This is a genomic window from Acidithiobacillus sp. HP-2, assembly GCF_015100155.1.
Lineage (GTDB): Bacteria > Pseudomonadota > Gammaproteobacteria > Acidithiobacillales > Acidithiobacillaceae > Acidithiobacillus.
Window position 1 is genome coordinate 13,455 of the sequence record NZ_JACKZA010000017.1, and the last position, 24,012, is coordinate 37,466.

The window sequence follows — 24,012 nt, forward strand, 5'->3', positions numbered from 1 at the left end:
ATTACCAAGTCCACTCTGGGTCGTCGTTGTCCACGGGCAATTCATCCAAGGGTTCCCAGTCAGTTTCCGAATCGTAACTATCGAACCATCCGGCACGAGGGATGCTGTCGTGCATCTTGCTTATTTCTGCAACTTGGAATTGATATTCACTAAACCTAGCATCCAGACCGGAGTGGCTACCACAAAACCGGCTGATTAACTTCATGCTCAATATGACAGTCTCCAGCGTGGCAAAGATAGGCTTCGCCCTTGGATTGGCGGGTAACGAAGGACCAATCACCATACTTCTCGGAAAGAATTTGGCATTGTGATTTCGCCCACTTAGCATTTTGGAACTCATGGCCAACAGGTTTCCATGTCACGGTCATGGCGTATTCCTTCTTGGGCGTGATGGGTTTCAGATCTTCAGTCCACAGAAACACTGGAAGCATGGCTTGTTTGTGAAGGACATCAGGGTTACGGATTTCACCTTGGAAAACCACCCCGTAAACCGAACTGGAAACGGAGTAAAATGCTTTTCCAGGTGCCCAGAAAGCATTTTTCCCAACCATGCGGGAGCCTTCCTGGTTCATTTCTTTGCCGGATGCGACCCTTTCGGCCCATAATATATCTTTAACCATAGCGACTTTAGCCGTTTGGTAATTCGGATAGGTCCGTACAGCAGAAAGTGCATGATGGAACTTCCAGTAGCGATAACCGGGGACATAATGTCCGCTTCCGCCCCCGCCAAGGCTACCCAATACTGACAGGGCACCCAGAACAATTCCTCCTGTACCAATGCCACCGAAATTGCCTGCATTGAGTAGCTGATCGCCATTCGCGATCTGTAATCCCCCCATCACCACTCCACCCAGATTGGAGTGATGTACCTTATCTGTTGCCATGAACTCGGCTTCGGGGCGCATATTCCCGTTAAGCGGGATTGGTATCTCCCTTAGGTGATATGCTGCATCTTCCACATAAAGGGTGGCAGGACCAGAAGTTTCAACGATTTCACCGGCGCGACATTTGCGTTCATTGTTCAGCGTGCTTAGTCCGGCAAGGGTGCATGGGCCACCTATATTTCCTATCTCTGGAGAATATAGGGCTTTTGCCAGATATGGATGATTTTCTGATTTGGCAACATGGTTGAAATGCGGCCCAGGCATACCGCATCCTGCAAGGCACAAAATGGATCCCGCGAGTATTGCCTGTTTTTTGTGAATTAACGGCATAAAAATTCCCTTGTCTGAAAGCCTTTAGAGGCTAATCCAAAAACTGCAAATTGGCACCTGCTAGTAATCCTTAAACAGTGTGTTTTCAATAGCGTGAACCTGCATTAGAAAAATTGTGTCATCTTCATCTGCTGGGTGTTTTTTTCTTGAGCGAACAGATGCCCTGCGAGCATTGGCATAGCGCATGAAAAATAATACTAATCCCATTGCAATAGCGACCATAAAAAAGATGGGAACACATATCCACTTTGCGAGTTTGCCACTCTCCACAAGTCCGCCGTCCGTCAGAACATCGGCCTGTGAGCATTGGTAAATAGGGAACATTTTTTTCTTAGAAAACAGTCTGTAAACAATAGCTGTAGGTAATAATATAGGGGCAGCTACCAACAAGGTTAGGAACGTGCCACCATAGCCAAAGAAATTTTCCGGTGATCTTTCTTTGTGCAGAGGGTGCATCCTTACACGGCGGGTGAGAAACCATGCGTAAAAAAGTCCTGAAATTAAAACAATACAGACAAGACTAGACAATATATTCTGGATCATAAAATAAACCTCATTAAGAATTTCTAAGCATTCCATTGCCCCAAAAAATAAAGAAAAGCCCAAGAATAGTGAGGGGGAAATCGAGGATAAGATTGTTCTGCGCCTGAATTTCTGCGTTTTCCATTTTCGCAACGGCGATTTTTAAGAAAAAGGGAGAGGACAAGAGCATCCCTACAAGACCGTTTTCGACGCCGCCGCCCTGAGATTCCTTCGCTCGAAGATCCGCCAATTTCTGAGGCGTGTAAGAGGCTATCTGCTTTAATCCCGCCCTTTCGGTCTGCCATACATTGATATTCGTATAAGTGTTATATCCACCCCAGCCAGCCATTCCCAACCCCGCCAACAGAAATATAATCCCCCAAACAATCAGATATGCAGATCTCGGCCCAGCGTTGCTGCGGACGGATCTCTTGGGCTCAGGCAATTTGCGGAAGGCCCATTCATTTCTTTCAGGAAGATTTTTGTTCTTCTTGAAGTTCGGGAATTTCACGCCGATCCCTCCTTATCCATCCTGGATTCGTGTCCTTTGTAACTGTTACGCTTATTAGGGGTTCCATTAACCACGTTCAGCGAGATGGATCTCATATTGTGCCAACGCCCCTTCAGTACCACCTTGTGCAGCCGCTTCCTTCCACCATTTTATTGCGGTCATTGTATTCTGCGGCACACCATACCCAGAGGAGTAATCAACCCCCAAGTTAGCCTCCGCATCAGCATTACCCTGTGCCGCTGATTTTTTGAACCAGTAGTTCGCCTTCTCGTAATTTTGTGGCACGCCTTGGCCTTCAAAGTAGGCAAGCCCTAGACTCTCTTCCGCCCAGGCATTACCCTGTGCTGCTGACTTTTTGAACCAGTAGTCTGCCTTCGCGCTGTCTGATGCACTCCAATAGACGCCCAACCATCTTTGCGCCACAGCATCCCCTGATTTTGCCGCAGATTCCAATTTGGCTAAGTCCGTAGTGTTTCCCTTGTGTGTTGCGGCCATCATTAGGTCTTTTGCCTGAATATTTGTCATCGCATAGGCGCTGCCCACAGAAAACAGCCCCATGAGCGCCAACGGAATGACAATACGAGTCCTCATTTTCAATTTCCTTTTTCTATACGCCGAATTTCAGAACCATCACAGAACCCTTGAGTTTCAGCTTTTTTATACCAGTACAGTGCTTGTGTGCTACTCTGCCGGACTCCACGGCCATGGTAATATGCCTTTCCCAGATCATATTCCGCCATGGCAACCCCCTGCATCGCAGCTTTGCGATACCAGTAAGAAGATTTCTTTTCGTTCTGCTGTAGGCCACCGAATCTTTCATAGCAAGATCCCAACATAAGTTCCGCATTGGCATATCCGCTTTTCGCTGCTTTTCGGTACCAGTGACAGCCGGTGGCTGTGTTAGATGGCACCCCCCAGCCGAAGGAATAGAGATCACCCAGTTTATTTTCTGCCCAGGAGTTTCCCTGTGAGGCAAGTTTGCGAAGTTGGTGAATAGCTTTACCATACCAATAATCGGCAATAGCTTTATCTTTCGGTACACCCAGTCCACTGGAATAATCCAACGCTAGAGAGGAATTGGCTCGAATATTTCCCTTTAGAGCAGCCTTGCGAAACCAGTGATCGGCGGTCACATAATTAAGTGGTACTCCCCAGCCATGAGAATAAGCACGGGCCAGTTGATATTCCGCATCGCCATTCCCCTGCGAGGCAGGTTTGCGGAGCTGATTAACGGCTCTATCGTACCAATAGTGGGCAGCAACTTTGCTTCTTGGTACACCCAAGTGTCCTATGCTGTAGTCCATTCCGAGTTCATACTCCGCACGAATATTTCCTTGTGCAGCAGCCTTGCGGTACCAGTAAGCTGATTTGGTGACGCTCGTTGGTACGCCCCAGCCATGGTAATATGCCTCTCCCAGTTTGTATTCTGCCTCGGCGTTCCCTTGCAAGGCAGCTTTGTGGTACCAGTAATCTGCGGTGTTGTAACTTCCAGGTACGCCCAATCCATAATAATAGGCATATCCCAGCCTGTATTCCGCCCACGAGTTTCCCTGTTCAGCAGCCTTGCGATACCACAAGTCGGCGGTGACGTAACTCTGTGGCACACCTTGACCATAGTAGTAGGCAGATCCCAGATTATACTCTGCCGATACTTATCGTTGCGCTGCCGCTTTCTCGTACCAGTAGTTTGCCTTGGCATAGCTCTGCGGTAGCCCTTGGCCGTTGGAGTAGGCCAAACCCAGTTTATTTTCTGCCCAGGAATTTCCCTGTGCAGCAGTCTTCCTGTACCAGAATATCGCCTTCACGTAGTCTTTTTTTGTATCCCAATAGGTGGCTAACCATTTTTGCGCGGCAATATCCCCAGCTTTTGCTGCAGCCTCCAGTTTGGAGAGGTCCATACTGTTTCCAGTGGCCGCTCCAATCCCCAGAATCTCTGCCTGCGTATTAGTCAGGGCATAAGCATTGCCAACTGAAAACAGCCCAATAAACGCCAACGGAATGACAATGCGAACCTTCATTTTTTAATAATTCCGGGACTGCTGCCGCCCCGCCACATACCCCGTAGCAACACCAGCATTGAAATCCCGCGCACGCTGGCGATTTACCCCTGCACCGGTATCCGCTGCCAGCACTTCATCGCGCAGAAAACGCTTCCGCTCTGCAGCGTCAAGACGCTGCAGAACCCGGTTGCGCTTATTTTCCAGGTCCACCATGCTCGTGCCACTCCGCAGATCGTTCAGGTATTCCTCCCGGAAAAATTCAGTAGCTTCATAACCGCTCAGGCTCCGGACATAAGCATTGCGGCGATCCAGACGCACTTCCCAGTCCGGCACCTTGCGGTAGCCTAACATCCGGCGGATCAGGGGAAGAAAAATCCACAGGCCGCCAAGGTAGAAGCCACCAAGTGTGCCAAATGTGCAGTCAAACACTAATAGCCAAGAGTATCCCAACAGATAATTGGTGACCAGAAATACAACTCCCGTCGCAAGTAGCGTAAACGGCATGAGCCAAGGTTCCAGCCGGTACATGATATACTCGGCTACCGGATGCGTACGATTCTGCCTCCGGATGCGGAGATAACGCTCCCCGCCGCCATCGGACGTAATGAGATAGTTGTCGTTGTAGCCCATGATCGAATCCTCGAAATTCCTTTAATTTACTCGCAAGATATGCGTTATAGTGTAAAATCTTTTTTAGATATAGCGCGGTTAAAAGCAATTTGCAAATCCTGATGCGAAACTAGGTGTTACCACATCCTAAGAGGATTCTATAAGGGCAGATCAGTGAGGATTTTAACCAATCCCCGTGTCCTTTCCCGCCTCCTCAAACACCAACCGTTCATCACCTGAAACCCGCCGCACCAGCAGGTAGCCGTGCTTCTCCAGATACTCGACAATCTCTCCGACCGTGGCCACCATCGCGCCTTGTGCCAGTTGTTTCACTTGGTAGCGTCCATCCGTTTCCAGCGTCAGCAGCATCTTGCTACCCGGTGAACCGGGCAGGGCGGGCACGGCAGGAGAGGGTGCCGATGGCGCATAACTGCCCGTGCGCCGGATTTCCGGCAGCACTTCCAGCGTCACCCAGCGCCGGAACGGTTTGGCTTCCCGCTTACGGCTTTTGAGTAACGCGTGAAACAGTCCGGATTCGGAAATAATGGTGACTTCGCGGGTCTGGATGGTGCCATTCTCGGATCTGGTACTCATGATGTGAGTATCAGCTTCGTCGTCATCGAGGACGCGGGTCATGTTGATCGCATCTCGATAGCCTAGTGCCTTGGCAATATCACCAGCGACAAACCATACCTGGCCATCTTGTTCTATAGTGCGGACTTCAGTGGATTGAAAAAGAAAAACATTGGGTGCGGAATCGCTTTTTTTAGCTTTCATGTTCATTGCGGATCTCCTAGAGTGCGTGTTTTTACCGCCTACCTTTGACGCCAATCAAAAGGTGGACGGAACCGAACGGGTTGGCGTACCGGACTCTAGGAACCGGCGAGCCTTGCGGCTCCCCGCCCGGCCCGCCCATAGAGCACTGCCGGACAACGGACATAAAAAACGCCGCAAGAACTCCCCGTTAGGGGAAGGGCGGCTGTCCGCCTAGAGATTCCGGGACGCCAATCCCGATCACCGGATAAACGATGATGGGGTGAGATTCATCCAGGAAGCGGCTTTTGTCAAGAAAAAAACCGCCCACGTCACCCACCATCAATCGGTATATCATCATCACCAACCGCTTCTCCTGGATTTTTCAGTGGCTCGTTCAACCGATATTCATCTGCACTCAGATTCCTGTCGAGATCTTTTAACGCAGCTTCGCCATGGCCTTCCATAAGCTCTTTAACCATGTTCAGGTCATTTGTTGCTGCTTCTCCAGGGGATTCAGGAACGCCATCTGATGCCGGGGGCTTGTAATTCCCGGTCAACCTCGCATGCGTGTCTGACGGTTCCATCGGGTCACGCATACCCGGTTTAGCAGATTTGGGGCCATCTCCAGCATCCTTTGCCGCTTTTGCATCTTTCATGCGCTGTAACGCCTTCCTGCCGCCATAAACCGCTGCACCAGTAGCGGCAGCTCCTACTGCCGCAGCACCGCCCATAGCCAGTGCCGGATGGTCCTCTATTTCTTTTGCCACTTCCATCAGCGCGTTGCCGTTCATACCCGCTTTGTCTTGGGCGAGTTTTTTGTTGAACGCCGCAACATTCAGCCCAAAACCTTTGGCGATGCTATCGGCATAACTGGTATCTGGCGCAGATGGCTGATAATCCGCATTCGGATTGGTTTCGTTATAACGCCCTTGTGCTCCCGCTTGAATGGCTGCTGACTGTGCCGCGTTGCCTGCTGCATTGGCCGGGGGGGTTGCCGCATCTACCTGCTGCTGCAGTGCAGCCCCCGGTTTAGGCATTGTGGCCCCTTTCGCCATCCCTTCCTGAACCGCCGCACCGGTTTTGGCCTGATTCCCTGCTGAGGCAAAGCGATTCAGGGTGTCATTCCAGAAATTACCGGCGGCCTGGTACTGGCCCTGGGCCAGCGCACCATTAACCGTCATCAGATTCGCTACCGCTGCGGCAGCATTAGGATTCAAATTTTGGCTCGCCGCATTGTAGGCGCGGTTCCAGGCGTTCTCTAACCCGTTTTGCTCTGCGTAGTGTCTGGACATCATGACGGCATCTCCCAGGCCACTGGGTTTGTTTTTGTCATAGTTGGCCATCATGCCTTCCATGGTGCCCATATTTACCGCATCACTGCCTGCTACACTGTTCGACGCATTAACCATGCGGGAGAGGCTATTGGCCCGTTTGCGGGCCGCTGTCGCATTTCGGGTATCCTGGCCAGATAGTGCTGCATCATGGGTCATGGAAGCAGACGCCGTTCTGCCCGCTGTGGTTTCTGAGCCTGTAGCAATGGAATGCAGTAATTTGGCGTTTTTGGATGAAGTTACACTGTCAGCCAGCTTGCGATTTGATGTCTTCTGCAGAGCGTGTTGGATTTTAGCAACTTCGCCCGCATCGGCACTTACGCCCACATTGGCACTTTTAATAGCGTTCGCAATACCTGCTGCACCCTTTTCCCCCGCAAACGCACTGGCCCCCAGTCCCATGAAATCTGCACCAAACTGACCTTTCATCGCGGCAGAAACTGCCACGGCCTGTTCCGCCGTCATGTTCCATTGGTTCCCAAGTTCCTGGCTTTCCTGCTTCATTTGCGAAAGCCCATGATCTGCGTTGGTGTTGTGCTTTAAGTAGCTTTTTACACCTGTTTCGCTACTATTGGCGTACTGGAATCCGGTCTTCCAGGCATTTGCGCTGGCCGCCATCGCGCTTTGTGTGTAGGCGGCTTCCTGCTGTTGGGCTTCCTGAATGGCGGAACTCATTTGCGAGCCCACATTGACAGACAACCCCGCATAAGCCGGGCTCATCCCAGCGATTCCTGAAGACCCTCTACCCGTGTAGCCGACACCTGTGGTGTTCTGCTGAACCCCCGCAACCCCCTGACTGAGTGTATCCGTGCCCTCCATCGGTGTCGTTTCCCCAATGGCTTTTGAGGCAGAACTTTCCTCGCTCTGATCCTGTGCCAGTCGTGTGGCGGCATAAGCGCCGCCCAAACCCAGCAGGACCATCGTGACTACCGGCGTCAAGGCCAGCATCTTGTCCGCCATCGCCTGTTGACGCATGGCATGTTCCAGCAGGATCGGGATGTTATGGGATGCCGTGATATTCCCCCCGTTTAGAGTGCCGACGAGCCGCGACATGGTTTGGTGCATGTTGCTCTGGGCATAATTCGAGATAATCTGGGCAATCGGTATCCAGGCCAGTGTCGTCGCTCCGAACGCCATGAATGCTCCGATCTTGCCGAATCCGTTTGGCCCCATCGCCATAGCCACCACAATGATGATCGGAAAGCCCGCAAAGAACAGGAATTGCAGGATCGCCATCATCGGAATCATGTTCATTTCAAACAGGGAAGCATTCGCCGCATTCAGGGTCACACTCCGTCCGAATGCGGTCGCCTTGGTCGAGCAATAGCTCGACATCTGGTTTGTAGGGCCGCTGCTGTCCCAGTAGAAATTCGCGTTGGCTCCGGCTTCCACTGCACAATTCAGGATCATGTTGTTCATGAAGTCGTAACCGGTGTTGCCCGTTTTCATGAAAACGTCATCCAGCAGTGAATTTGCTTGGGACGCTTTCAGGCTGGCAACGGAGCCATTATCCAGTTGGGTGTCAATGGTTTCACCCAGGTTTTCATTACCACTGGGCATGGACCCGGACTCGAAAACTTCCCAGGCGCTTTTCAGGGTACTGGCGGCTTTGGAACAGGTTTCATTGTAGTGAGCCACAGGTTGGGCGGAACTATTGACGAAGAGGGTGTCCGTGAGATTAGGCTTGGGTGGCGTCGTTGCGAACAATGTTGTCGCCAGATCCTTTTGTGAACCCATCGTATAAAGCAGGCTTGTATCCGGAGCTTCACAAAAGTCCACATAATTCACGATGGAGTGATTCAGCGCCGGATTCATACTGGAAAATGTCGAATACAGCCCGCGCAGGTTATACATGAGTGCCAGGGGGCCATCGAAACCATAGACCTGATTGGATGTCGGATCGCCAGAGGAGTTTACGCTGAACATATTGGTATCGGCACCTGAACCAACTACGCCATCCGCCTGCTCCATTTGCGTGGTGATTGCCCAAAAAACCGATGAAAAGATTGAAGCGGGTACCGCGACACCGATAGGGATACCAGGCACAATCTGCGACTCACCGTTATAGATGTTCTCTATATTGACCTGAGTAGTAACCCCGAAGAGCACCGCATACGCAATCGCCATGATCATAATGTGATGAATCAGGAATCGCCCCTGCATGAAAGACGCGACCACGATAATAATCAAGCTGATGATGAGCATGAGGCCGATCAGCGGCCCGCCCCAGGCACTGCCGTTGGTCGCCCAGGCCGTGTTGTTGCCGGGATCGAACAACATCTGCAGCATGGTGAACACGCCAAAAAAACTCTTGATGTTGCCGATAACATAAATGTTCCAAGTCATCAGAGGTTCCCGTGTTCTTTTTTCAGTGTGTTGTGCAATCCCCGAACCAGAGCTTCGGCATTCAGGATTTTTTGTGCATCCGAGTTTTCGTCACGCATATAGACATCTTCGCTCTGAGCAAGCTGGTTGATGGCCGACCCGTAGGATTTCGGGATGACGACATGGGGATTTCCGGAGTAAACGCTCTGTTCTGCACCCAGCAGTGCGGATGCCATATTCACGGCATACAGATTCACTGCCACTGGCTCCATCAATGCCAGGACTTCATTGACCATATTTTGAGAGCTTTGTGCCTGCCGGAGTAAGGTGTACATGCCCCCCGGCATGGTTTGCAGGAACTGGATTTGTTCCGTGGATAATGAGGTTCCGTCTTCGATGTCTGGCCCGATTCCTGGGTCGTCATTTGGCCCACCCCCGAAGAGCATGTGTTGAATATGCGGCTTGATGCCCTCGAAGCCCATGGAACCCAAGGTGGTGCCACGAGTCTCCACGGCTTCGCAGCCCATGGTGGTGGAATAGGCGGAATATTTTTGACTATTTGTGGGCCACGGTTCGCAGGTCATCACGGAAGCGTTCTTGGTGCCATTGACCAGATCTTGCAGGGTGAGCGTGGGCGCTGCCGTATCTGGACTCTGGGAGTAGGCGGCATTGGGAGTGGCCTGCGTGCTGCTTTCCTGTTCGGCATTCTGATCCGCATTGGCGGTTGTGCTGGAACCGGGGTGCAGGATCTCTGTACCGACCAGAGACATGAGGATTTCCTTGGTACAGGCGTGATCGTGATTTTTACAGGGCAGGGACGTGTTGGTAGAGGGGTCATCTATGCCTTCCAGCATATTGTAAGCCTCACTGCCGCCAATCGCTTTCCAGAACATATTGCCTTCGGGGATCAGCGAGGCAGCCGAGACACTTTTAGTCTTCGAGTTTTTAACAACGGATCCACTGGAAGTGATCGTATCCCAGGACTTTTCGATGTTGGTCTTGAACGTATCCAGAACATTCTGCAGCACGCCTTCATGATTGGCGGAATCATAAGCAGAGGATACGTCCGTAGAGGCACCTGAGCTGAATCCAAAAACTTTTTCGGCATTCTTCCCGACCTGTTTGAAATCTCCGGCTATATCCCCGGCATTAAAAATGCCGTGGGCCAGTTGGCAGGTGTTGTGCAGGGAGTTATTCATGGCCTGAATGGTTTTCTCGATAGAAGCGAGTAAAGCCCCGCACTGATGGCACATGGCATCAATCGCCAACTGGAAAGCATACCCCAGGGCTTCCTGGCCGATAGTCCGGAGTAATGCCAGGAACTCCTGGCCATTGATGAAATGAAAGGAACCCATGTAAAGGTTGATTCCCCCACATCCTGCGGAGATGTCGGGTGGACTGAAGCTGACGATATTGGCTCCAGAAAGCGGCGTCCGGACTTCGGCATACCCACCGGAGAGGGTAACGCCATTGCCGAGACTGGCCGCCTGGGGAACGGACGTGGCCGCAAACATGCCGCTTAAAAAGCCCTGCATTCCGGCATAGGCAGCCTCGGACTGCAACATACTGGTCGTAACCAATGATGCTGTCATGGCCAGCAGTACGCCTTTGGAAATCTTCTTTTTGAATGGTTCTGTCTTTGCCATGTGTTTATCCTCTACCAATTCTTTGCCCTTGCCGCCGTCTGCATTTCGACATACCGGCTGATGGCCTTGGGGTTTGTGATGCCGGCCTTGGCCGCTGCGTGGATTTCTTGGGTGGTCAGCACGCCGCGTTCGTAGGCGTTTTCCGACCACTCCGACATTTTCTTGGGAAGCAGGTGCAGATAGCTGGCGTCGGCCAGCAGGTTTTGCTCCAGGCTCGCCATGACCTGATACCCCTGGGAAATAATGGCGAAGTTGTCCGGGGGGTAAACCATGACGATGGAGGGGGTTTCGACCAGGTGCAGGAGCTTGGCCTGACCGTGATCCCGAACAAAGACCGCGTTTTTCGGAATGTCAGATACGGGACCATCGCTGGCGTCGATATAAATCGTCTTGAAATGGGCCTGCTGTAACAGATGCCGGTATTGCCGAAGCTGCAAATTGCAGAACGGGCAGTCGTGCTTCACGAAAACCCACATCCCCACATGATGCGTGAGATATTGCAGGGCATGTTGCTTGTTCCAGGCGATGTAGGTATTGAACTCGCTGTTGGCGGCGTTGGATCGCGGCACGAAATTGGAGTAGTTCAGGACCGGGTTGGTGTTGGCCACCCGCACGAACTTTTCGGCAAAGTTCTGGGCCTTGTCGAACATGACTTTCTGCACGGAAAGATACTGGGTGACGTTCTTCGTGCTGGGATTGTTAATAGCCGCATCCCGGAGCTTGGGTAACTCGACGCGAATCCACTGCACCGACAGGGGTGGTGGCGCTTTCTTTTTGGGTTTTAGGGGCTTTGGCTTGGCGACGACCGGCTTGGGAATCGGCTTGGGCACGATCTTGGGCTTTGGCGGCGGGGGAGGGGGAAGCTGGTACCAGAACCAGCCGTGTTCGGCAACGGCCTGTCCTGCCCAGAGCAAGCAGGCTGTTGTGACCAATCCGCGTAAGATACGGGCTTTAATGTTTGCCTCCTTCAATTACCAGCCCTGCCGCCAAATAGTGTTGTTTCGGTTGACCGTTGATGCTCAATCCCAAATGCGCCGCGAAACGCTGCACATAGCCGTCATTCCAAGCTGCCTGCATATCGCCAGTACCCGCGTTGTAACAGGCGCTCGCGGCAATCAGATTGCCAGTGGCCGCAAGACAGCGGGCAAATACCCAAGTGCCCGCCATGACGTTCGCGCAGGCGTTGTTTTTCAATATGTAATAACTATAGCCAAAAGCTCGTAATGTTGGTAGATGGCAGGTGTTGACTTGCATAGGGCCAAGGTCTTGCGTTCCATTGCTATCACGAACCGCGACACCAGGCGCAGCACCCTCGTTTTTCATGAGGGCCACAATATCCCGGCGCGGTACACCATAGATAGCAGAGGCTTGCTGGATGCAGCTATCGGGTACGCCGTGGAAGTCGTGGAACAAGAGAACCCCTTTTGAGAAGAACGTAATAGATTAAAAATAATACACTAGAAACAAATTTTAGCAAAACACAGGCCGCACAGCTTGCTCGACTGCGCTTCCATACTTTTTGTCCAGCCTCTTGTGTTTGGCACTCACTCAAACTCAAGGAGTTTATTTATGAAAGCGCACGTTAGCACTGCAAGCGGTAAAGCCAACATCTACCAGGACGAAACTGGGGTTCATCTCCGAATTTTTGAAACCACCGGGACAGTCTGGGAAGCAGGATTCTTCCCGGCGGCATCCTACGATGAAGTCTCTAAGGCGTGGGAAAGCGCATTGTCGCTTGCCCGTGAAATCATCAATCCCGCAACTGCCAATTTTGGCACTCGTCACTAGGAGGTGGATTATGAAGACCATAGTTTTTTTACCGGAATTTCGATCCATCTCCGGGTCACGGTCTTTACCGCGTGACCTGATTGAATCTCGTGACGGCAGGGATCTGGATAAGGTGCTAGCCAGCTCTGGCACCATTCAGATCCTTCCCAGAGAAGCCGTCAGGGTTTTCGGAACTGCGCGGAAGGCCATCGAGACAACCTTGCTCGCTAAGGGGACAAGGTTCTTCGGCGGATTCCTCGTTTCAGAGGAAAATGCAGGAGATGTCCAAAAATCCCTGGAGAAAATCCAGAGCGCAGTCTTGGAGGCGAGGTCAAAACTGGCCAATAATCTTCCACGGATTCTGGAAGATCGGATCGCTGAGGCTCCCGAATGGGAGGATGTGATCCGGAAATCTGCTCCTTCTCAAGCGGACATCGAGGAGTCCGTCAGCTTTGGCTGGATCAAAACTCCAGTCAACCTGGCGGATCCGGAGATCAAACAGGTGCTAAAGGGAAACCCCCTGCACATAAAAATAGCCAAGGAGATGTCCCAAATGGCCAGTACCTATCTGGGGCGGCCTTTAGGATCCGGAAAGCGTGGTATTCCGGGTCTTGGGACGCTGAAGGCTATCCAGGCCAAAGCACGCGCCTTGGCGTTCCTTGATGGTCGTTTCAGCGGCCTAGATGAAGCGATAAAGGTGATAATTGATGGTACAGGATCCGGTGGCCCTGCTGCTGGAATGACGGTCTTGGGCGTGCTCAAGGTGTTGAGCGACCCCAAGGCTGTTTTGGAGTTCGATTCTGAGGAGGCCGGCGCGTTGTTGCCCGAAGAAACAGAATCTCCAGTAGCAGCGGTTTCTGATCCAGCTCCGGACGTTCAATCTGTAGAGGATCCGGAACCCGACTCAGCTATTGAAGCGGCTGAAGAGGACAATGATATGGAAGATGAACATCCGTCTTTCATTCCGCAGCCTGCCAAGACCAGTCGTATCCCAGACTGGACCTTTTAATCTTTACCCCACCCCATTGCTTCGGCATTGGGGTTTTTCTTTGTCATCCCCCCCCTCTAACTGCGCTTCCATACTTTTTGTCCACCCACTCCCTTGCGGTACGCATAGATAACAAAGGGAGCGAAACCATGAATTTTAATTTTAACCATCGTCTTCGTGAAGACATCATCCGCACGTTTAACGTGCTGGCTTACGCAGGCGGGATCACCCAGCTTGGCGCACTGGCATACAACCTTTTCGAGCACGACAAGGGTATGTCTGGATTCCTTGCGGCCATTGGGTATATCCTTGTTTGCAAGAGTATCGTTTGGCTGGTTATGGCCTGCGAAGACTAAACACAAGGAGATCACCCATGAGTTCGGACATCGTTTTTTGGCAATGGATGGCTACAGCTTTAGTGGCTGTAGTCGGCTATCCACTGGCGTTTTTCGCTATACGATCCGCAAAAAAGGAAAAGCAGTCGCGCCATCATCAGCGGCACGCCTAATCTATCCACCCACACCCCAACGCTTCGGCTTTGGGGTTTTTCTTTGCCTATCGTTTCCACCCGCGATTGCGGATCTCCAGAGCCAGTTTCAGGTTCCTCTTTGCCCCGGACTCTCCCTGACTCCAGCGCCGAATACTTCGTGGGCTCACGCCCATAATATCCGCCAGGTATTTGCTGAAAGCCACGGCATCCTTGCCCGTGCTCTGGCAACCGTCTTCAATCAGCTCCGGCCAGGTCCATGGCCGGGATTCCTGTTGTATCCGGATGGCCTGCATGACCCGATGATGATGCTCCACGGACAGTTCGCCTTTCCGGTACAGAATCTCACGCAAACGGCTTGGGGTGATATGCAGGTAATGACAGACCTCTTTTTGCGTCCATCCCGTTATCTGGATCAGCTCGCGCAATCGGTCGGCTGATTCCGTCGCGTTTGGACCGCGCATTGCTGTGGCCGCCGATCCGCGCTCGATGCGTTTTTCTGGCTGCGAATCCGGATCAGACCAGGAACTTAGAGCCCCGCGCAAACGCTGCATTGCCGCTTCCTTTTCAGATTCACGCAAATGGAGATTTTCAGCTTGTGCCACCCTTTCCAGGGGATCATCTGACTCCGCGCCTGCAGGTTCCGGCATGGCTTCCGGTGGCATGGTTCTGAGATACCAGTGGACCGAAGATTTCTGGATGCTCTCCACCTTTAGACGAACCAGTGTCTTGATTCGGTCCCCGGTGATTTCTTCTTCCGGCATTTGCAGTAAAGCCATACAGACTTCCTGCACGGCTTCGTCCTGCAAATCTTCACTAACTGGCATTCCATACTTACGCCGACGAAAATAAAAGTGTTTTGCGACCTGCTGTTTAATCCGATCTACGTCGGTTATGTCAAAGGGCATCGGCATCCTCGCTGGATTCGGCAGGAGCGATAAAGTTGCTGGACTGCATATCCACTTTCCCCTCCAGATCCGTAACAATCTTTAATATCATCCGTACTTCCATCAAAAGATAAGAGCCAGGAGCAAGCGCAGACAAGGTTTCCGTAACAAGGGTTTTAGCTTCCCCCGGCGGATCCAGATCAAGAAGGGGCTGAACATAACCACGGTATTGTTGCTGGCCAGAGCCTTCCGCCAAACGTGCATCTCTCTGGATTTCGTCCAGCCAAACCATGGAGAAAAGCAATCTTTTCCGTTTCTTGTCCGGTATCTCCGGGAGTATTTGAGGGTAAGTATTCAGCAGGTCACGGACGCGCTGTCTGACCGTGGCGACCCGTTGTTCGGGAGTTTGCATAATGGGGTTAATCATCCTGTTATGGCTGTGTTGCTGTTCTGCCTTGCGCCTTGCGGCCTGTATTTCCTGTAGCCGACGTTCCCGGCTGTCTGCATCCAGTGTTGCCGGCGCAGCAGGACGTGTTTCCGGCTCTGTTACGGGTTCTTGAGAGGGTTCCACCGGAGAAGGGTCTGTATCTTCTGTGCGGGGGAATGCTGGGCTTTCTACAGGTGTGCATCCCCAAAGACTTTCTCCCTCATCCGGCGGGAGATCATCCGAATCATCCTGAGAAGCCGTATCCGGCTGTGTCTCTCCGGCGAAAGGGTCTGCATCATCGGCATCATCCTGATCTTCTGTCCGCTGATCCGGAGTTCGTTGCTGTTCCTGGTCTTGCTCCGTTGATGGCTCGACCTGGGTGGTTTCCGGAGACTCAGCCGGTTCAGAATCGGCATCCTGCGCGGATGTGTCCTGCTTCTGCGACCCTGTTTCCTCTGCTTCCGAGGACTCTTCCGGTTTCTTGAAATACTGCGGCCAGGTTGGAGAGGCAACCCCCAGCTTGGCCCGGTAGTCTTCAAGTTCCGCGAACCGGGAGAACAGGTCGCTTCCATCTATCCGGACTAGGTAGTAAGGGATTTTCTCCTCGACTTCACTGGCTTCGCCATCCTTCGTGGTTCCCTCAATCGTTAGATAAAAGCCAGCACCTTCCGGTTTCTTGCAACTTTTGGTTTCGGGGTATCCATAATCTTTTTTCAGAATGCCTTGTTCATCGAGTTTGGCGGAAATGATTTTGATGATCGGACCCGGATTCCCGTTGTTGTCGGCAACGTAGTCCGCCCGCGTGAGCCCAAGATGGGCACATATCTGGGCGCGTATCCGCTTTTCCGCCAGGAAAACCAGATTGCCCTGTTTGTATCCGATACGCTGTTCCGGGCTTTTGTGGTTGATCAGGTTGGTATGGGAAAGCAGGTACAGGAACGATTCCCAGATTTGTTCTTCCATTTTCCTTTCCGGAAGATCATTGCTGTCCTGGTAGTCGTTCGCCACTTCGTCTGCACGGCCTTCAATCTGGCCGGCGACCAGATCCGCCTTGCGAATCGCCTGCATCAGATCCACCACAGCTTCATCGGTCTGGATAAAGTTTCTTTTGTATCCAGAACCGGGATAGGCGTAGGCGTGATGATAAAAACAGATGGATTGCGTCAACATGCGCTGCAGAAAGTTGTCATGCTGCCCATGACTATCCATCAGCTCCCAAAAGGCATCCAGTCTGGCCAGCAGGCGGCTGCCCTCGATGTCGTGCAGGCCGACGACCTCAATGTTCTCCCCGTCCCTCCGAAAACAGAGTACCTTGCCTATGTCATGGGCCATGCCTGCAAGGATGGCGGTTTCCCGATCAAAGGATTTACTGGAAGCCTTTCCGCCTGCGCGTACCGCCTCGATCCCGGCCTGGTCCATCTCGGCCCAACCACGGGCCATGGCCGCCGCTACACGCAGGCTATGTTCCAGCAATGACGCATCCCCGTGGGATCCGTGATAGGGCGAAGCGGGCAGGCCAGATTCTTCCAGAATCCCATAAATGGCCCAGAACAGTTCTGTTCTGGGGTTATTATGCTGCAGGGCGAATTGCCGTAATGCCGGTTTATCCAGTTGTGTTTCTGCTTTGTCGCGTTGAAACCTGGCGATGGCCGCATCCAGTTGTGCGGCCCTTTTCTTGTGGGGAATGGGGGATTGCGGGGCCGTGATGCCGCTGGATCGGGGCAACATCCCGATGGTTGTGGTGCTTAATCCGCGCCGTGATTGCGGGCGCAATCCGAGTGTGACCGCAAAAACTTCTGCCGCTTCCCAGAACAGCAGCAAGGCAATGGCGGCAAATATGCAAGCCAATACCCAGAGGATACGATCCAGAAGGAAGGGCAGGTTGTCAGAAAAGGTGTGGCTGAAAAAGAAAAACGACACCCCCAACGCCACCAGGGTCCAGAATCCCACGACGGTTGCCGTGGCAGAGATCAGGCGTCGATGAACGGGTACGGCCACAATTTCCCCTCTTTCTTAAAACGCTATGGCAGAGAAATCGACGCGAGGCCGGGGTCGGGTCTGGAAGACACCGGCAGCCCTTTGCAGGCGATCTTCCAGATCGGTTTCCAGTGCCCAGTAGTGCCGTTCATGCCGCCGCTGGGCATCTGCTAATGCTTTCTGCATCCTCGCAGGATTTTCCAGAAGCGTTACGGGATGGGATCCGTAAGGATTGAAGCTGCCCAGTCCCAACAGGCTTCGCAGTTCGGCACGGGCATCGCTGCCTCGGAAAGATTTTTTGTAACCCGACGCGAAATGCACCGCCACCAGGGGTTCCGGTCGGCTGGCCACTGCACCGATGACCATGCCTCCGCCGAAACTGGCGTGCGAAACCGGCAAGCCCAACCAGGCTGCGCGATAATCTTCTGCTCGGTAAGTGTTCATCAAAAGTTCCTCCAAAAACTCGCCCAACTTTGCGAACGAGGCAGGCCTGCGCGGGTCAGTGGGCTGTGCCCCACGCAGTACCAGAAGTGTTGATAGGAAGCCAGCAGGATGCCCGCCTCATCCAGACGCTCCAGAGCGTCTTGGTCATCCGAATGGCGGCATAACCGTTCACTGGAAATACCGGGAAACTCCCAGACCCGGTGCAATAGCCAGGAACCGGAATCGCCCGCCAGGGCGTAGGCCTCTTCCAGTATCCGTTCAGGTACCGGGACGATCAGCCCTTTGATCTTTTCTGAAAGCTGAATGTCCTTGCGCCAGAACTCCAGATGGAGTCTCAGACGCATGATCCAGGGGCGGCAATCCAGGACGTTGCAGCAGTCCTCAAACGCGGCATTTTCCAGCAGGGTACCCGCTGAAAACATCCATTCCAGCAGCCGGGCTTTTTTCGCCATGCTGATCCGTACCAGAAAAACCGAGCGAACCTGTGTGGCCAGGAACCGGAAGACCACCACCTGTTCCGGACTCAGATCCTCCAGTAGCGCGGTTACTTCTTTGGTTTCTGTAAGGTGGGATGAATGTTGCGATAGGAAGAAAGCAGGTTCCTCCCCAGAACATAGTGCGCCTGCCCGATCCACTTGATCTTCTTGATCAGCCAGCGCAGTGAAATCTGGAAGATCGCCGAAAAGCCCGGAATCAACAGCTTGCCAATAATCTCCCTCAATATCTCCCTGGTAATCGGCATCCAGAGTAGCAGCAGAAACACCAGTATCCCGATCCCGATCAGAAAGGCCGTGTGTGGATTCGCCATAATGGACGGCGCGTGTTTCGCCGCGTGATGCGCGAGCGTTTTCGCGGAGGCTGCAGTCGCCGTGGGTGCCATCCTCATACTCCTTAGCTGGGTTAAACATGAAACCTTTTTCCCAATTCTTCCAACGCCTCTTCCACGACCCGGCGCTTGGTCCAGCCCGTTTTCTGGACCAATGCCAGCAGGGTGGTGGTCGCCTGCGCGGAAAGAAAAAGCTGGAATCGCGTGCGATTGAGGCCATCGGGATCCACCAGGGCGCGATGCCGCCAGGCGGCCTGACGCTCGCTGGGCGTCTGCTTTTGGGGTTGATCAAAAGACTTGGGCAAAATGCCTCCTCTATTTACACAAGTTGTACACTATAACAATAATCTCGAAAATGTCTGGGTGCAAGCCAGGCAGGTTGTGCAAGGCTATGCTTTCCGCCGCCGCGCGTTCCCCTTGTTGGATTCTTCACCTTGCTGCGTATCGCCCGCCTGCGGATCTTTATCTTTCTTGGGGGGTGGAGCCTTGGGGAACTGGGACTTGATGTATTCCTCGTCGGCCTTGATGACGGCATCCATGCGGTCCATCAGCCCGTAATCGCTGCGATAGGGCCGTGGGCGTTTGGGGACTTCCGGTGCCCAGATCCGGAATGGTCCCGCCCATTTTTTGAACTCCGGGGAGAAATTCAGCAGGGGTACCCGAATGTGGTAATAGTGCTTGCCATTGCGGGTGAACAGGCATTCGCCTTTATCCAGTGCTTTCAGATCATCAGCGGATACGCGATACATCTCCTGTTCCCGCTCGCCATAAGCCGTGCCTGCGCCGCCGGACGCGGCTCCGCTGCCTGCCAGATCCGTAGAGGCTTCACTGGCCGAATCTGAAGAGGATTCATTCAGGGTTCGCAAGACCGCCAAATGCTTACCGATGAAATCCGCACCATATTCCGCCGAGTCCTGATCGCCCAGGCCAAAGAACATCTTGTTGGCACAGTTGCCGACCACCTTATTGAACAGGTTATCCGAAATGGTATCGAGGTTCCCCTTGGTTTGCGGAGAGAGCACGATTCTTTGTCGGGCAGATCGGGCCTGTTCAAAGATGCGATCCCAGTTCTCAGAGATATACGAGCCCGGTTCATCCAGAAACACCAGCGTACTGGGGCGCGGCCTGCGCTCTTCCGGCATGGTCTGTATCCAGGACAATGCCGTGCGGTAATCCCCGATAAACAGCTTGGCAAAGTCCGAGGCAGTTTCTTCCTTGCCCATGGTGGGCAGGGGCACATAAACGATTTTGTTCTGTGTGAGGCACTCAAAGATGCTGATGTCGGGCTTGGTGGTGTTCACCACTTCACCAAACTTGCCTGATCCCATCATTCCCAGGCGGCCACCGATGCCGCCGAACAGATCCTTGACCTTATCCACGTTGATCATCGTGCCGCCAGCCTTGTTGGGCACCCGGAAGCGGTTGATGAATAGGGCGACCGTTCGGCCCTCCGACGTTCCCCGTATCCCCGGAAGATTCGGGAGCTTGTCGAGTTCGGTGGGGCTATTCAACAAGAGTGACAGATCGGCTGCCGTGTACGCATATCCACCCCGCTGCAGGGCGGCTATGACGGCCATGAGCGCCTGTGTTGCGGACTTGCGGTAGTAGTCTGCACCTGCATTGCCCGTGGCCAGAGGGACCGTAGCCATGATGCGTGAGGCGACTTCATCGGCGTCACCAAACAGCAACGGATTGTAACGGTTGCTGATGGACGGATCACCGGGATGGATAATCACCAGATCGTGCTCGCGCCCTGTATATTTCAGCAGGTTCCAGAGATTTGAGATGTTTTTTTCGTCTATTTTCCCGTCGGCAAAAAGGATCCCGCCGCCGTTGATGAGCTGTTGATACATGAGAAAATTGGCGGCAACGGTTTTGCCCATGCCGGACATGCCGAGAATGGCCATGTGATCATTGGATGGATCGGCTTCCCGAAAGCCTGCAGAGGATACGAGCGGCATCCAGAATGGTTGGCCAGAGTTGGTGATATAGCCCAGCAAGGCCGAATCCGGGGGCTGATCTTCCGGGTTGACCGGGAAAATGGGATCGGCGGAATCTATTTCCAGATTGGAATCGAGGATATGACGACCATTGTGATACCACTCGACGATGCGCTTACTCAGATGCAGGGTACCCACTGCCGCCAGACTGCCAGCGGCCACTTTCCAGTCGATATTCAGCGTTCCTGGGACGTAAGGCCCACAGGCCCAGGCCGCTGACCCCAAAGCCAGCATGGATAAGGCGTCATTGGATCCACCGAACTTGAGCTTTACACGGTCTGCCATCCCAAAAATCCTCTGCAGAAAAAAGAAAAACCCCAAAGCCGAAGCTGTGGGGTGGGGGAAAGTTAAGGACGCTCGAAACCCGTAAGGGTATCAAGCAGTAAGGAAGAGATGTGACTCATTGATTTCAAAAAGGAATATCGTCATCAAAATCATCTTCCGCAGGAGGCGGAGTATTTTCGGCTGGAGCCTTGTGAGAGGCCTGGGAATTGCCTGATTCCTGAGAATCAGATTTCCCACCAACAAGCTGCAGCCGATCACCCACAATTTCTGTGGTGTAACGATCCTGACCTTCCTTATCGGTCCACTTGCGGGTCTGCAGACGGCCTTCAACGTAAGCCATACTGCCTTTACGCAGGTATTCGCCAGCAACTTCGGCAGTACGCCCAAACAGCACCGCACGATGCCATTCAGTGCGTTCTACTTTGTTACCGTCCTTATCCTTGAAGTTTTCGGATGTCGCAATACTAAGATTGGCTACAGCCTTACCAGCAGGGGTATAACGAATTTCCGGATCCTGACCCAACCGACCCATGATAATTACTTTATTAACTCCACTCATGACACTCTCCTTATTGAGAAAGAAAAAAGAACTCGAACGGGATGTTCGATGATTTCCGCAAATAAGTGGGTGGACAAAAAGTATGGAAGCGCAGTCTGAAGGGTAAAATCGGGAGATTTTTTTGAATTTCTGAAAATTCTTTTGACGTTTTGGGTCGGATCGGACGCATTGCTGCCTCCGACCCTTTCTACACGTCACCGGCAAGAGGCCGGGCACCCGGTTATTCTAACAGAAATGCGCCTCCTACCAAACATCAGAGATTGTCCACCAAATCCGAGAGACTTCCCGATGGTGGAAGTCCCTCATCGTCCTCTTCGGTTTCCTGCGATTCGTTTACCGCGTGATCCAGAGGATCCTGGGCGGTGTGAGCCGCTTTATCATCTTGTGCATCCTGCGCGGATTCGGTATCCGTGGACGCGCTCGATGCGGCTTCCGGATTTCGGTAGCGGTCCATGATTTCGTTAATCCACGGTGGAATTGACAGAATATCCACGCCACGGCGGGCATTGAGAATGGTCCGGCACCAGATGTACCCGACCTGCTCACCTGTCGGCACTTCCAGCCCATCTTCGTCGATCCGCTTGAGATCCCGCGCACGCAGCTTGCCATCCACCAGGATAGGCCGGCCCATACGCAGTTCACGACGCACGGACTGGGCAATGGCCGCATTGACCATTCGCACTGGAATCAGTGCGTTGGGATTGCTTGTCAGTCGCACCCAGACTTCGACGCCGATGACGGTGTTATTATGCTCGTGCAGAATGGATTGCACCCGGTCCACAATACCTGCGATCTTGACCCGGTTAGCCCCTTCCCGAAGGGTGGTTTCTCGATGACTGCCCTCTGCCAGCGCAAAGGGATTGAAGTCATCGGTTTTCGTTTCCTTCCGATTCTGTATGGCGTCTGACCAGGCCAGGGAAGTCGGCATTTCAATCACTGAAGGCGAGGACACATCCAGTGGATCCAGATAAGCGTGATAGTCCGTGACATCCTGCCTGCCATTGTTCCAGACGATTTTTCGGGATCGAATTCTGCCGATCAGCTTCACTGGCTGCTCGTTGCTGATGTTCAATCTACGGGAACTCCGGTGTTCAATGGGCACCATGCGGGAAATATCCCGCGTCTGCTGTATTTTTCCGCGCAAAGCCCCTGAATCGGTACGCTTGAAGTCACGGGCATAACCGCTGACATAACCGATATTCAAAAACCCTTTTTCATAGCCATATTGTGAGAGACTGCTATTTACAAGCGACATATTTCTATCCTTTCCCCAATAGGGAAACCAGGTCAACGACATACTTTTCCGCCCACGAGCGAAACGCCAGGAGCCGGGTTTCCAGCTCAGTTTCCTCATCTTTTTCGCCATGACTCAGGCGATCCAAGGCCTGCGTCCATAGCACCGTCATTCCCAGATCAGTAAGGGATTCGGGTAATTTCTGATAAATGGTCTGACCCAGGGGTGTCAGGTTCATGGTGGCGGGGTCCACCCATCCCTGACGAATCAGTTGAGTAAAATGGTTCATGCGGCCTCGCGCAGAACCCAACTGGATATTTCGTGCGGCCAATTTCAGGGCATCGTCCTGCACCCAAGGACTGACATCCCGCAAGGATTCGAGCCAGTCAGCAAGGGGATGCTGCGGGCTGTTTTCCCTGGAACCTGATCCATGAAATGCGGCATAAACCGGATCGGATGGTGCGGTAGGGTATTGTTCCAGAGTGGTTATTTTTCCTGATGTGATGAACGGATAGGTGATTTGGCCACGTTCCCAGGCACGGGCAAGCTGTATCAGTGCATCCTCCGGGGGAAAATCAAATCCGCGCAGGATTCTGGCTTGCAAGATGGCCGTATCCATTCCAGATTCGGTTTGCCGGGATAGGCCCGTTTCATTTACAGGGAATGTAGAAAGCATGGCGCTCAATACCCGCCCGACAGGGATGGCGGTCGCTACCCGTCTGGAAAGCGTCATGGCGCGTGATCCGTTCAGGCCAATGATCCAGTCGGCATGAACCCGTAATTTTTCAACCTGCACCCAATGCGCCACGTCCTTGCGTGGGTGTGCAATGGCCCGCACCAGGTCTTCATCCCGTAAGGACGTGGTATCCCAGATCGTGACTGGGCCATTAAAACCCGCATAATCGAGAAGTAACTGCAGGTCCATCAACCCGGCGGGATCCGGGGGAGGGGCGAGGATTACCCGGTCGCAGCGCATGATGGCGGATTTGTATTCGCGGATTCTTTCGGTAGTACCGGATCTAGGTCGGAACCGGGGTTCCGGCAGCAAGGGCAGGTCTTCGGCTCGCCATTTATCCCACTTGAGATGGTATTCCTTGGGGCTGGCGTGCCGAAACAGGGCACCGCCGGTCGCTATAACCTTCGGGTGATAACTGGACGTGCTCGACAGCACTCGCCGCAGGGCGAGAGCCATTCCGGGGGTCGCTGTGAGGACAAGG

General features: G+C 53.0%; 26 protein-coding genes and 1 pseudogene. 4 read left to right on the forward strand and 23 right to left on the reverse strand.

Annotated features, from left to right (window positions below):
• Window positions 1-176 precede the first annotated feature (176 nt).
• The 14 genes and pseudogenes from H7F11_RS13160 to H7F11_RS13230 form a co-directional block, all read right to left on the reverse strand.
• Complete coding sequence (locus H7F11_RS13160) at window positions 177-1,148, reverse strand: hypothetical protein (protein ID WP_227485496.1); 972 nt, start codon at window positions 1,146-1,148, stop codon at window positions 177-179.
• A 126-nt stretch (window positions 1,149-1,274) separates the two neighbouring features.
• The gene (locus tag H7F11_RS13165) at window positions 1,275-1,757 is read right to left on the reverse strand and encodes a hypothetical protein (RefSeq protein ID WP_193650504.1); all 483 of its coding nucleotides are present in this window, start codon (window positions 1,755-1,757) and stop codon (window positions 1,275-1,277) included.
• Window positions 1,758-1,770: 13 nt separating this feature from the next.
• Window positions 1,771-2,247: a hypothetical protein gene (locus H7F11_RS13170; RefSeq protein ID WP_193650503.1), complete on the reverse strand. Its 477-nt coding sequence runs from the start codon at window positions 2,245-2,247 to the stop codon at window positions 1,771-1,773.
• A gap of 66 nt (window positions 2,248-2,313) precedes the next feature.
• On the reverse strand, window positions 2,314-2,838 hold the full coding sequence (locus H7F11_RS13175; protein WP_193650502.1) for a tetratricopeptide repeat protein: 525 nt from the start codon (window positions 2,836-2,838) through the stop codon (window positions 2,314-2,316).
• A gap of 2 nt (window positions 2,839-2,840) precedes the next feature.
• Window positions 2,841-3,083 carry a tetratricopeptide repeat protein gene (locus H7F11_RS17005; RefSeq protein ID WP_193650581.1) on the reverse strand — a complete coding sequence of 81 codons (243 nt, stop codon included), beginning with the start codon at window positions 3,081-3,083 and terminating at the stop codon, window positions 2,841-2,843.
• A gap of 27 nt (window positions 3,084-3,110) precedes the next feature.
• Window positions 3,111-3,884, reverse strand: a pseudogene (locus H7F11_RS16795) (SEL1-like repeat protein); the annotation flags it as partial.
• 15 nt (window positions 3,885-3,899) lie between these two features.
• Window positions 3,900-4,265 carry a tetratricopeptide repeat protein gene (locus tag H7F11_RS16800; RefSeq protein ID WP_227485497.1) on the reverse strand — a complete coding sequence of 122 codons (366 nt, stop codon included), beginning with the start codon at window positions 4,263-4,265 and terminating at the stop codon, window positions 3,900-3,902.
• A 3-nt stretch (window positions 4,266-4,268) separates the two neighbouring features.
• Window positions 4,269-4,877: a hypothetical protein gene (locus H7F11_RS13200; RefSeq protein WP_193650501.1), complete on the reverse strand. Its 609-nt coding sequence runs from the start codon at window positions 4,875-4,877 to the stop codon at window positions 4,269-4,271.
• Between the two features lie 162 nt (window positions 4,878-5,039).
• Window positions 5,040-5,639 (reverse strand): Bro-N domain-containing protein, encoded by a 600-nt coding sequence (locus H7F11_RS13205; protein WP_227485498.1) that lies wholly within the window; start codon window positions 5,637-5,639, stop codon window positions 5,040-5,042.
• A 181-nt stretch (window positions 5,640-5,820) separates the two neighbouring features.
• A complete protein-coding gene (locus H7F11_RS13210) occupies window positions 5,821-5,973 on the reverse strand; it encodes a hypothetical protein (protein WP_193650500.1) in 153 nt (50 codons plus the stop codon).
• A complete protein-coding gene (locus H7F11_RS13215; RefSeq protein ID WP_193650499.1) occupies window positions 5,942-9,289 on the reverse strand; it encodes a conjugal transfer protein TraG N-terminal domain-containing protein in 3,348 nt (1,115 codons plus the stop codon). The genes H7F11_RS13210 and H7F11_RS13215 overlap by 32 nt, the downstream gene beginning before the upstream one ends.
• Complete coding sequence (locus H7F11_RS13220; RefSeq protein WP_193650498.1) at window positions 9,289-10,914, reverse strand: conjugal transfer protein TraH; 1,626 nt, start codon at window positions 10,912-10,914, stop codon at window positions 9,289-9,291. The genes H7F11_RS13215 and H7F11_RS13220 overlap by 1 nt, the downstream gene beginning before the upstream one ends.
• 11 nt (window positions 10,915-10,925) lie before the next feature.
• A complete protein-coding gene (locus H7F11_RS13225; RefSeq protein WP_193650497.1) occupies window positions 10,926-11,885 on the reverse strand; it encodes a conjugal transfer protein TraF in 960 nt (319 codons plus the stop codon).
• Window positions 11,866-12,327, reverse strand: coding sequence for a lytic transglycosylase domain-containing protein (locus H7F11_RS13230; RefSeq protein WP_227485499.1), 462 nt, complete (start codon window positions 12,325-12,327; stop codon window positions 11,866-11,868). The genes H7F11_RS13225 and H7F11_RS13230 overlap by 20 nt, the downstream gene beginning before the upstream one ends.
• Before the next feature lie 156 nt (window positions 12,328-12,483).
• On the opposite strand from H7F11_RS13230, the gene H7F11_RS13235 reads away from it, so the two are divergent.
• The 4 genes from H7F11_RS13235 to H7F11_RS17010 all read left to right on the forward strand — a co-directional run bounded on the left by H7F11_RS13235 (window position 12,484) and on the right by H7F11_RS17010 (window position 14,177).
• Complete coding sequence (locus H7F11_RS13235) at window positions 12,484-12,702, forward strand: hypothetical protein (RefSeq protein ID WP_193650496.1); 219 nt, start codon at window positions 12,484-12,486, stop codon at window positions 12,700-12,702.
• Entirely contained in the window at window positions 12,686-13,690 is a 1,005-nt protein-coding gene (locus H7F11_RS13240) for a DUF3150 domain-containing protein (protein WP_193658178.1), read from the forward strand. Before H7F11_RS13235 ends, H7F11_RS13240 begins: the two co-directional genes overlap by 17 nt.
• Window positions 13,691-13,818: 128 nt before the next feature.
• On the forward strand, window positions 13,819-14,025 hold the full coding sequence (locus H7F11_RS13245) for a hypothetical protein (protein WP_193650494.1): 207 nt from the start codon (window positions 13,819-13,821) through the stop codon (window positions 14,023-14,025).
• A 17-nt stretch (window positions 14,026-14,042) separates the two neighbouring features.
• On the forward strand, window positions 14,043-14,177 hold the full coding sequence (locus tag H7F11_RS17010; RefSeq protein WP_264674720.1) for a hypothetical protein: 135 nt from the start codon (window positions 14,043-14,045) through the stop codon (window positions 14,175-14,177).
• Between the two features lie 47 nt (window positions 14,178-14,224).
• On the opposite strand, the gene H7F11_RS13250 is transcribed toward H7F11_RS17010, so the two are convergent.
• The 9 genes from H7F11_RS13250 to H7F11_RS13290 form a co-directional block, all read right to left on the reverse strand.
• Window positions 14,225-14,983, reverse strand: coding sequence for a hypothetical protein (locus tag H7F11_RS13250; RefSeq protein WP_193650493.1), 759 nt, complete (start codon window positions 14,981-14,983; stop codon window positions 14,225-14,227).
• Between the two features lie 70 nt (window positions 14,984-15,053).
• Window positions 15,054-17,468 (reverse strand): HD domain-containing protein, encoded by a 2,415-nt coding sequence (locus H7F11_RS13255; RefSeq protein WP_193650492.1) that lies wholly within the window; start codon window positions 17,466-17,468, stop codon window positions 15,054-15,056.
• Window positions 17,469-17,483: 15 nt separating this feature from the next.
• Window positions 17,484-17,891 carry a hypothetical protein gene (locus H7F11_RS13260; RefSeq protein WP_193650491.1) on the reverse strand — a complete coding sequence of 136 codons (408 nt, stop codon included), beginning with the start codon at window positions 17,889-17,891 and terminating at the stop codon, window positions 17,484-17,486.
• Window positions 17,891-18,799: a hypothetical protein gene (locus H7F11_RS13265; RefSeq protein ID WP_193650490.1), complete on the reverse strand. Its 909-nt coding sequence runs from the start codon at window positions 18,797-18,799 to the stop codon at window positions 17,891-17,893. Before H7F11_RS13265 ends, H7F11_RS13260 begins: the two co-directional genes overlap by 1 nt.
• A complete protein-coding gene (locus H7F11_RS13270; RefSeq protein ID WP_193650489.1) occupies window positions 18,792-19,022 on the reverse strand; it encodes a hypothetical protein in 231 nt (76 codons plus the stop codon). The genes H7F11_RS13265 and H7F11_RS13270 overlap by 8 nt, the downstream gene beginning before the upstream one ends.
• 84 nt (window positions 19,023-19,106) lie before the next feature.
• Complete coding sequence (locus H7F11_RS13275) at window positions 19,107-21,002, reverse strand: type IV secretory system conjugative DNA transfer family protein (RefSeq protein WP_193650488.1); 1,896 nt, start codon at window positions 21,000-21,002, stop codon at window positions 19,107-19,109.
• Between the two features lie 124 nt (window positions 21,003-21,126).
• The gene (locus H7F11_RS13280) at window positions 21,127-21,561 is read right to left on the reverse strand and encodes a single-stranded DNA-binding protein (RefSeq protein WP_193650487.1); all 435 of its coding nucleotides are present in this window, start codon (window positions 21,559-21,561) and stop codon (window positions 21,127-21,129) included.
• A gap of 253 nt (window positions 21,562-21,814) precedes the next feature.
• Window positions 21,815-22,816: a hypothetical protein gene (locus H7F11_RS13285; RefSeq protein WP_193650486.1), complete on the reverse strand. Its 1,002-nt coding sequence runs from the start codon at window positions 22,814-22,816 to the stop codon at window positions 21,815-21,817.
• Window positions 22,817-22,820: 4 nt separating this feature from the next.
• Window positions 22,821-23,987 (reverse strand): hypothetical protein, encoded by a 1,167-nt coding sequence (locus tag H7F11_RS13290; protein WP_193650485.1) that lies wholly within the window; start codon window positions 23,985-23,987, stop codon window positions 22,821-22,823.
• Window positions 23,988-24,012: the final 25 nt, after the last annotated feature.

Excerpts from the sequence above, each read along its gene's own strand:
- H7F11_RS13245 (WP_193650494.1), top strand. The coding sequence starts at position 13,819 with ATGAATTTTAATTTTAACCATCGTCTTCGTGAAGACATCATCCGCACG.
- H7F11_RS13265 (WP_193650490.1), bottom strand. The coding sequence starts at position 18,799 with ATGTTTAACCCAGCTAAGGAGTATGAGGATGGCACCCACGGCGACTGC.
- H7F11_RS13275 (WP_193650488.1), bottom strand. The coding sequence starts at position 21,002 with ATGGCAGACCGTGTAAAGCTCAAGTTCGGTGGATCCAATGACGCCTTA.
- H7F11_RS17005 (WP_193650581.1), bottom strand. The coding sequence starts at position 3,083 with ATGTTGGGATCTTGCTATGAAAGATTCGGTGGCCTACAGCAGAACGAA.
- H7F11_RS13215 (WP_193650499.1), bottom strand. The coding sequence starts at position 9,289 with ATGACTTGGAACATTTATGTTATCGGCAACATCAAGAGTTTTTTTGGC.
- H7F11_RS13160 (WP_227485496.1), bottom strand. The coding sequence starts at position 1,148 with ATGCCTGGGCCGCATTTCAACCATGTTGCCAAATCAGAAAATCATCCA.
- H7F11_RS13205 (WP_227485498.1), bottom strand. The coding sequence starts at position 5,639 with ATGAACATGAAAGCTAAAAAAAGCGATTCCGCACCCAATGTTTTTCTT.
- H7F11_RS13260 (WP_193650491.1), bottom strand. The coding sequence starts at position 17,891 with ATGAACACTTACCGAGCAGAAGATTATCGCGCAGCCTGGTTGGGCTTG.
- H7F11_RS13200 (WP_193650501.1), bottom strand. The coding sequence starts at position 4,877 with ATGGGCTACAACGACAACTATCTCATTACGTCCGATGGCGGCGGGGAG.
- H7F11_RS13235 (WP_193650496.1), top strand. The coding sequence starts at position 12,484 with ATGAAAGCGCACGTTAGCACTGCAAGCGGTAAAGCCAACATCTACCAG.
- H7F11_RS13165 (WP_193650504.1), bottom strand. The coding sequence starts at position 1,757 with ATGATCCAGAATATATTGTCTAGTCTTGTCTGTATTGTTTTAATTTCA.
- H7F11_RS16800 (WP_227485497.1), bottom strand. The coding sequence starts at position 4,265 with ATGAAGGTTCGCATTGTCATTCCGTTGGCGTTTATTGGGCTGTTTTCA.
- H7F11_RS13250 (WP_193650493.1), bottom strand. The coding sequence starts at position 14,983 with ATGCCAGTTAGTGAAGATTTGCAGGACGAAGCCGTGCAGGAAGTCTGT.
- H7F11_RS17010 (WP_264674720.1), top strand. The coding sequence starts at position 14,043 with ATGAGTTCGGACATCGTTTTTTGGCAATGGATGGCTACAGCTTTAGTG.
- H7F11_RS13290 (WP_193650485.1), bottom strand. The coding sequence starts at position 23,987 with ATGGCTCTCGCCCTGCGGCGAGTGCTGTCGAGCACGTCCAGTTATCAC.
- H7F11_RS13285 (WP_193650486.1), bottom strand. The coding sequence starts at position 22,816 with ATGTCGCTTGTAAATAGCAGTCTCTCACAATATGGCTATGAAAAAGGG.
- H7F11_RS13175 (WP_193650502.1), bottom strand. The coding sequence starts at position 2,838 with ATGAGGACTCGTATTGTCATTCCGTTGGCGCTCATGGGGCTGTTTTCT.
- H7F11_RS13280 (WP_193650487.1), bottom strand. The coding sequence starts at position 21,561 with ATGAGTGGAGTTAATAAAGTAATTATCATGGGTCGGTTGGGTCAGGAT.
- H7F11_RS13220 (WP_193650498.1), bottom strand. The coding sequence starts at position 10,914 with ATGGCAAAGACAGAACCATTCAAAAAGAAGATTTCCAAAGGCGTACTG.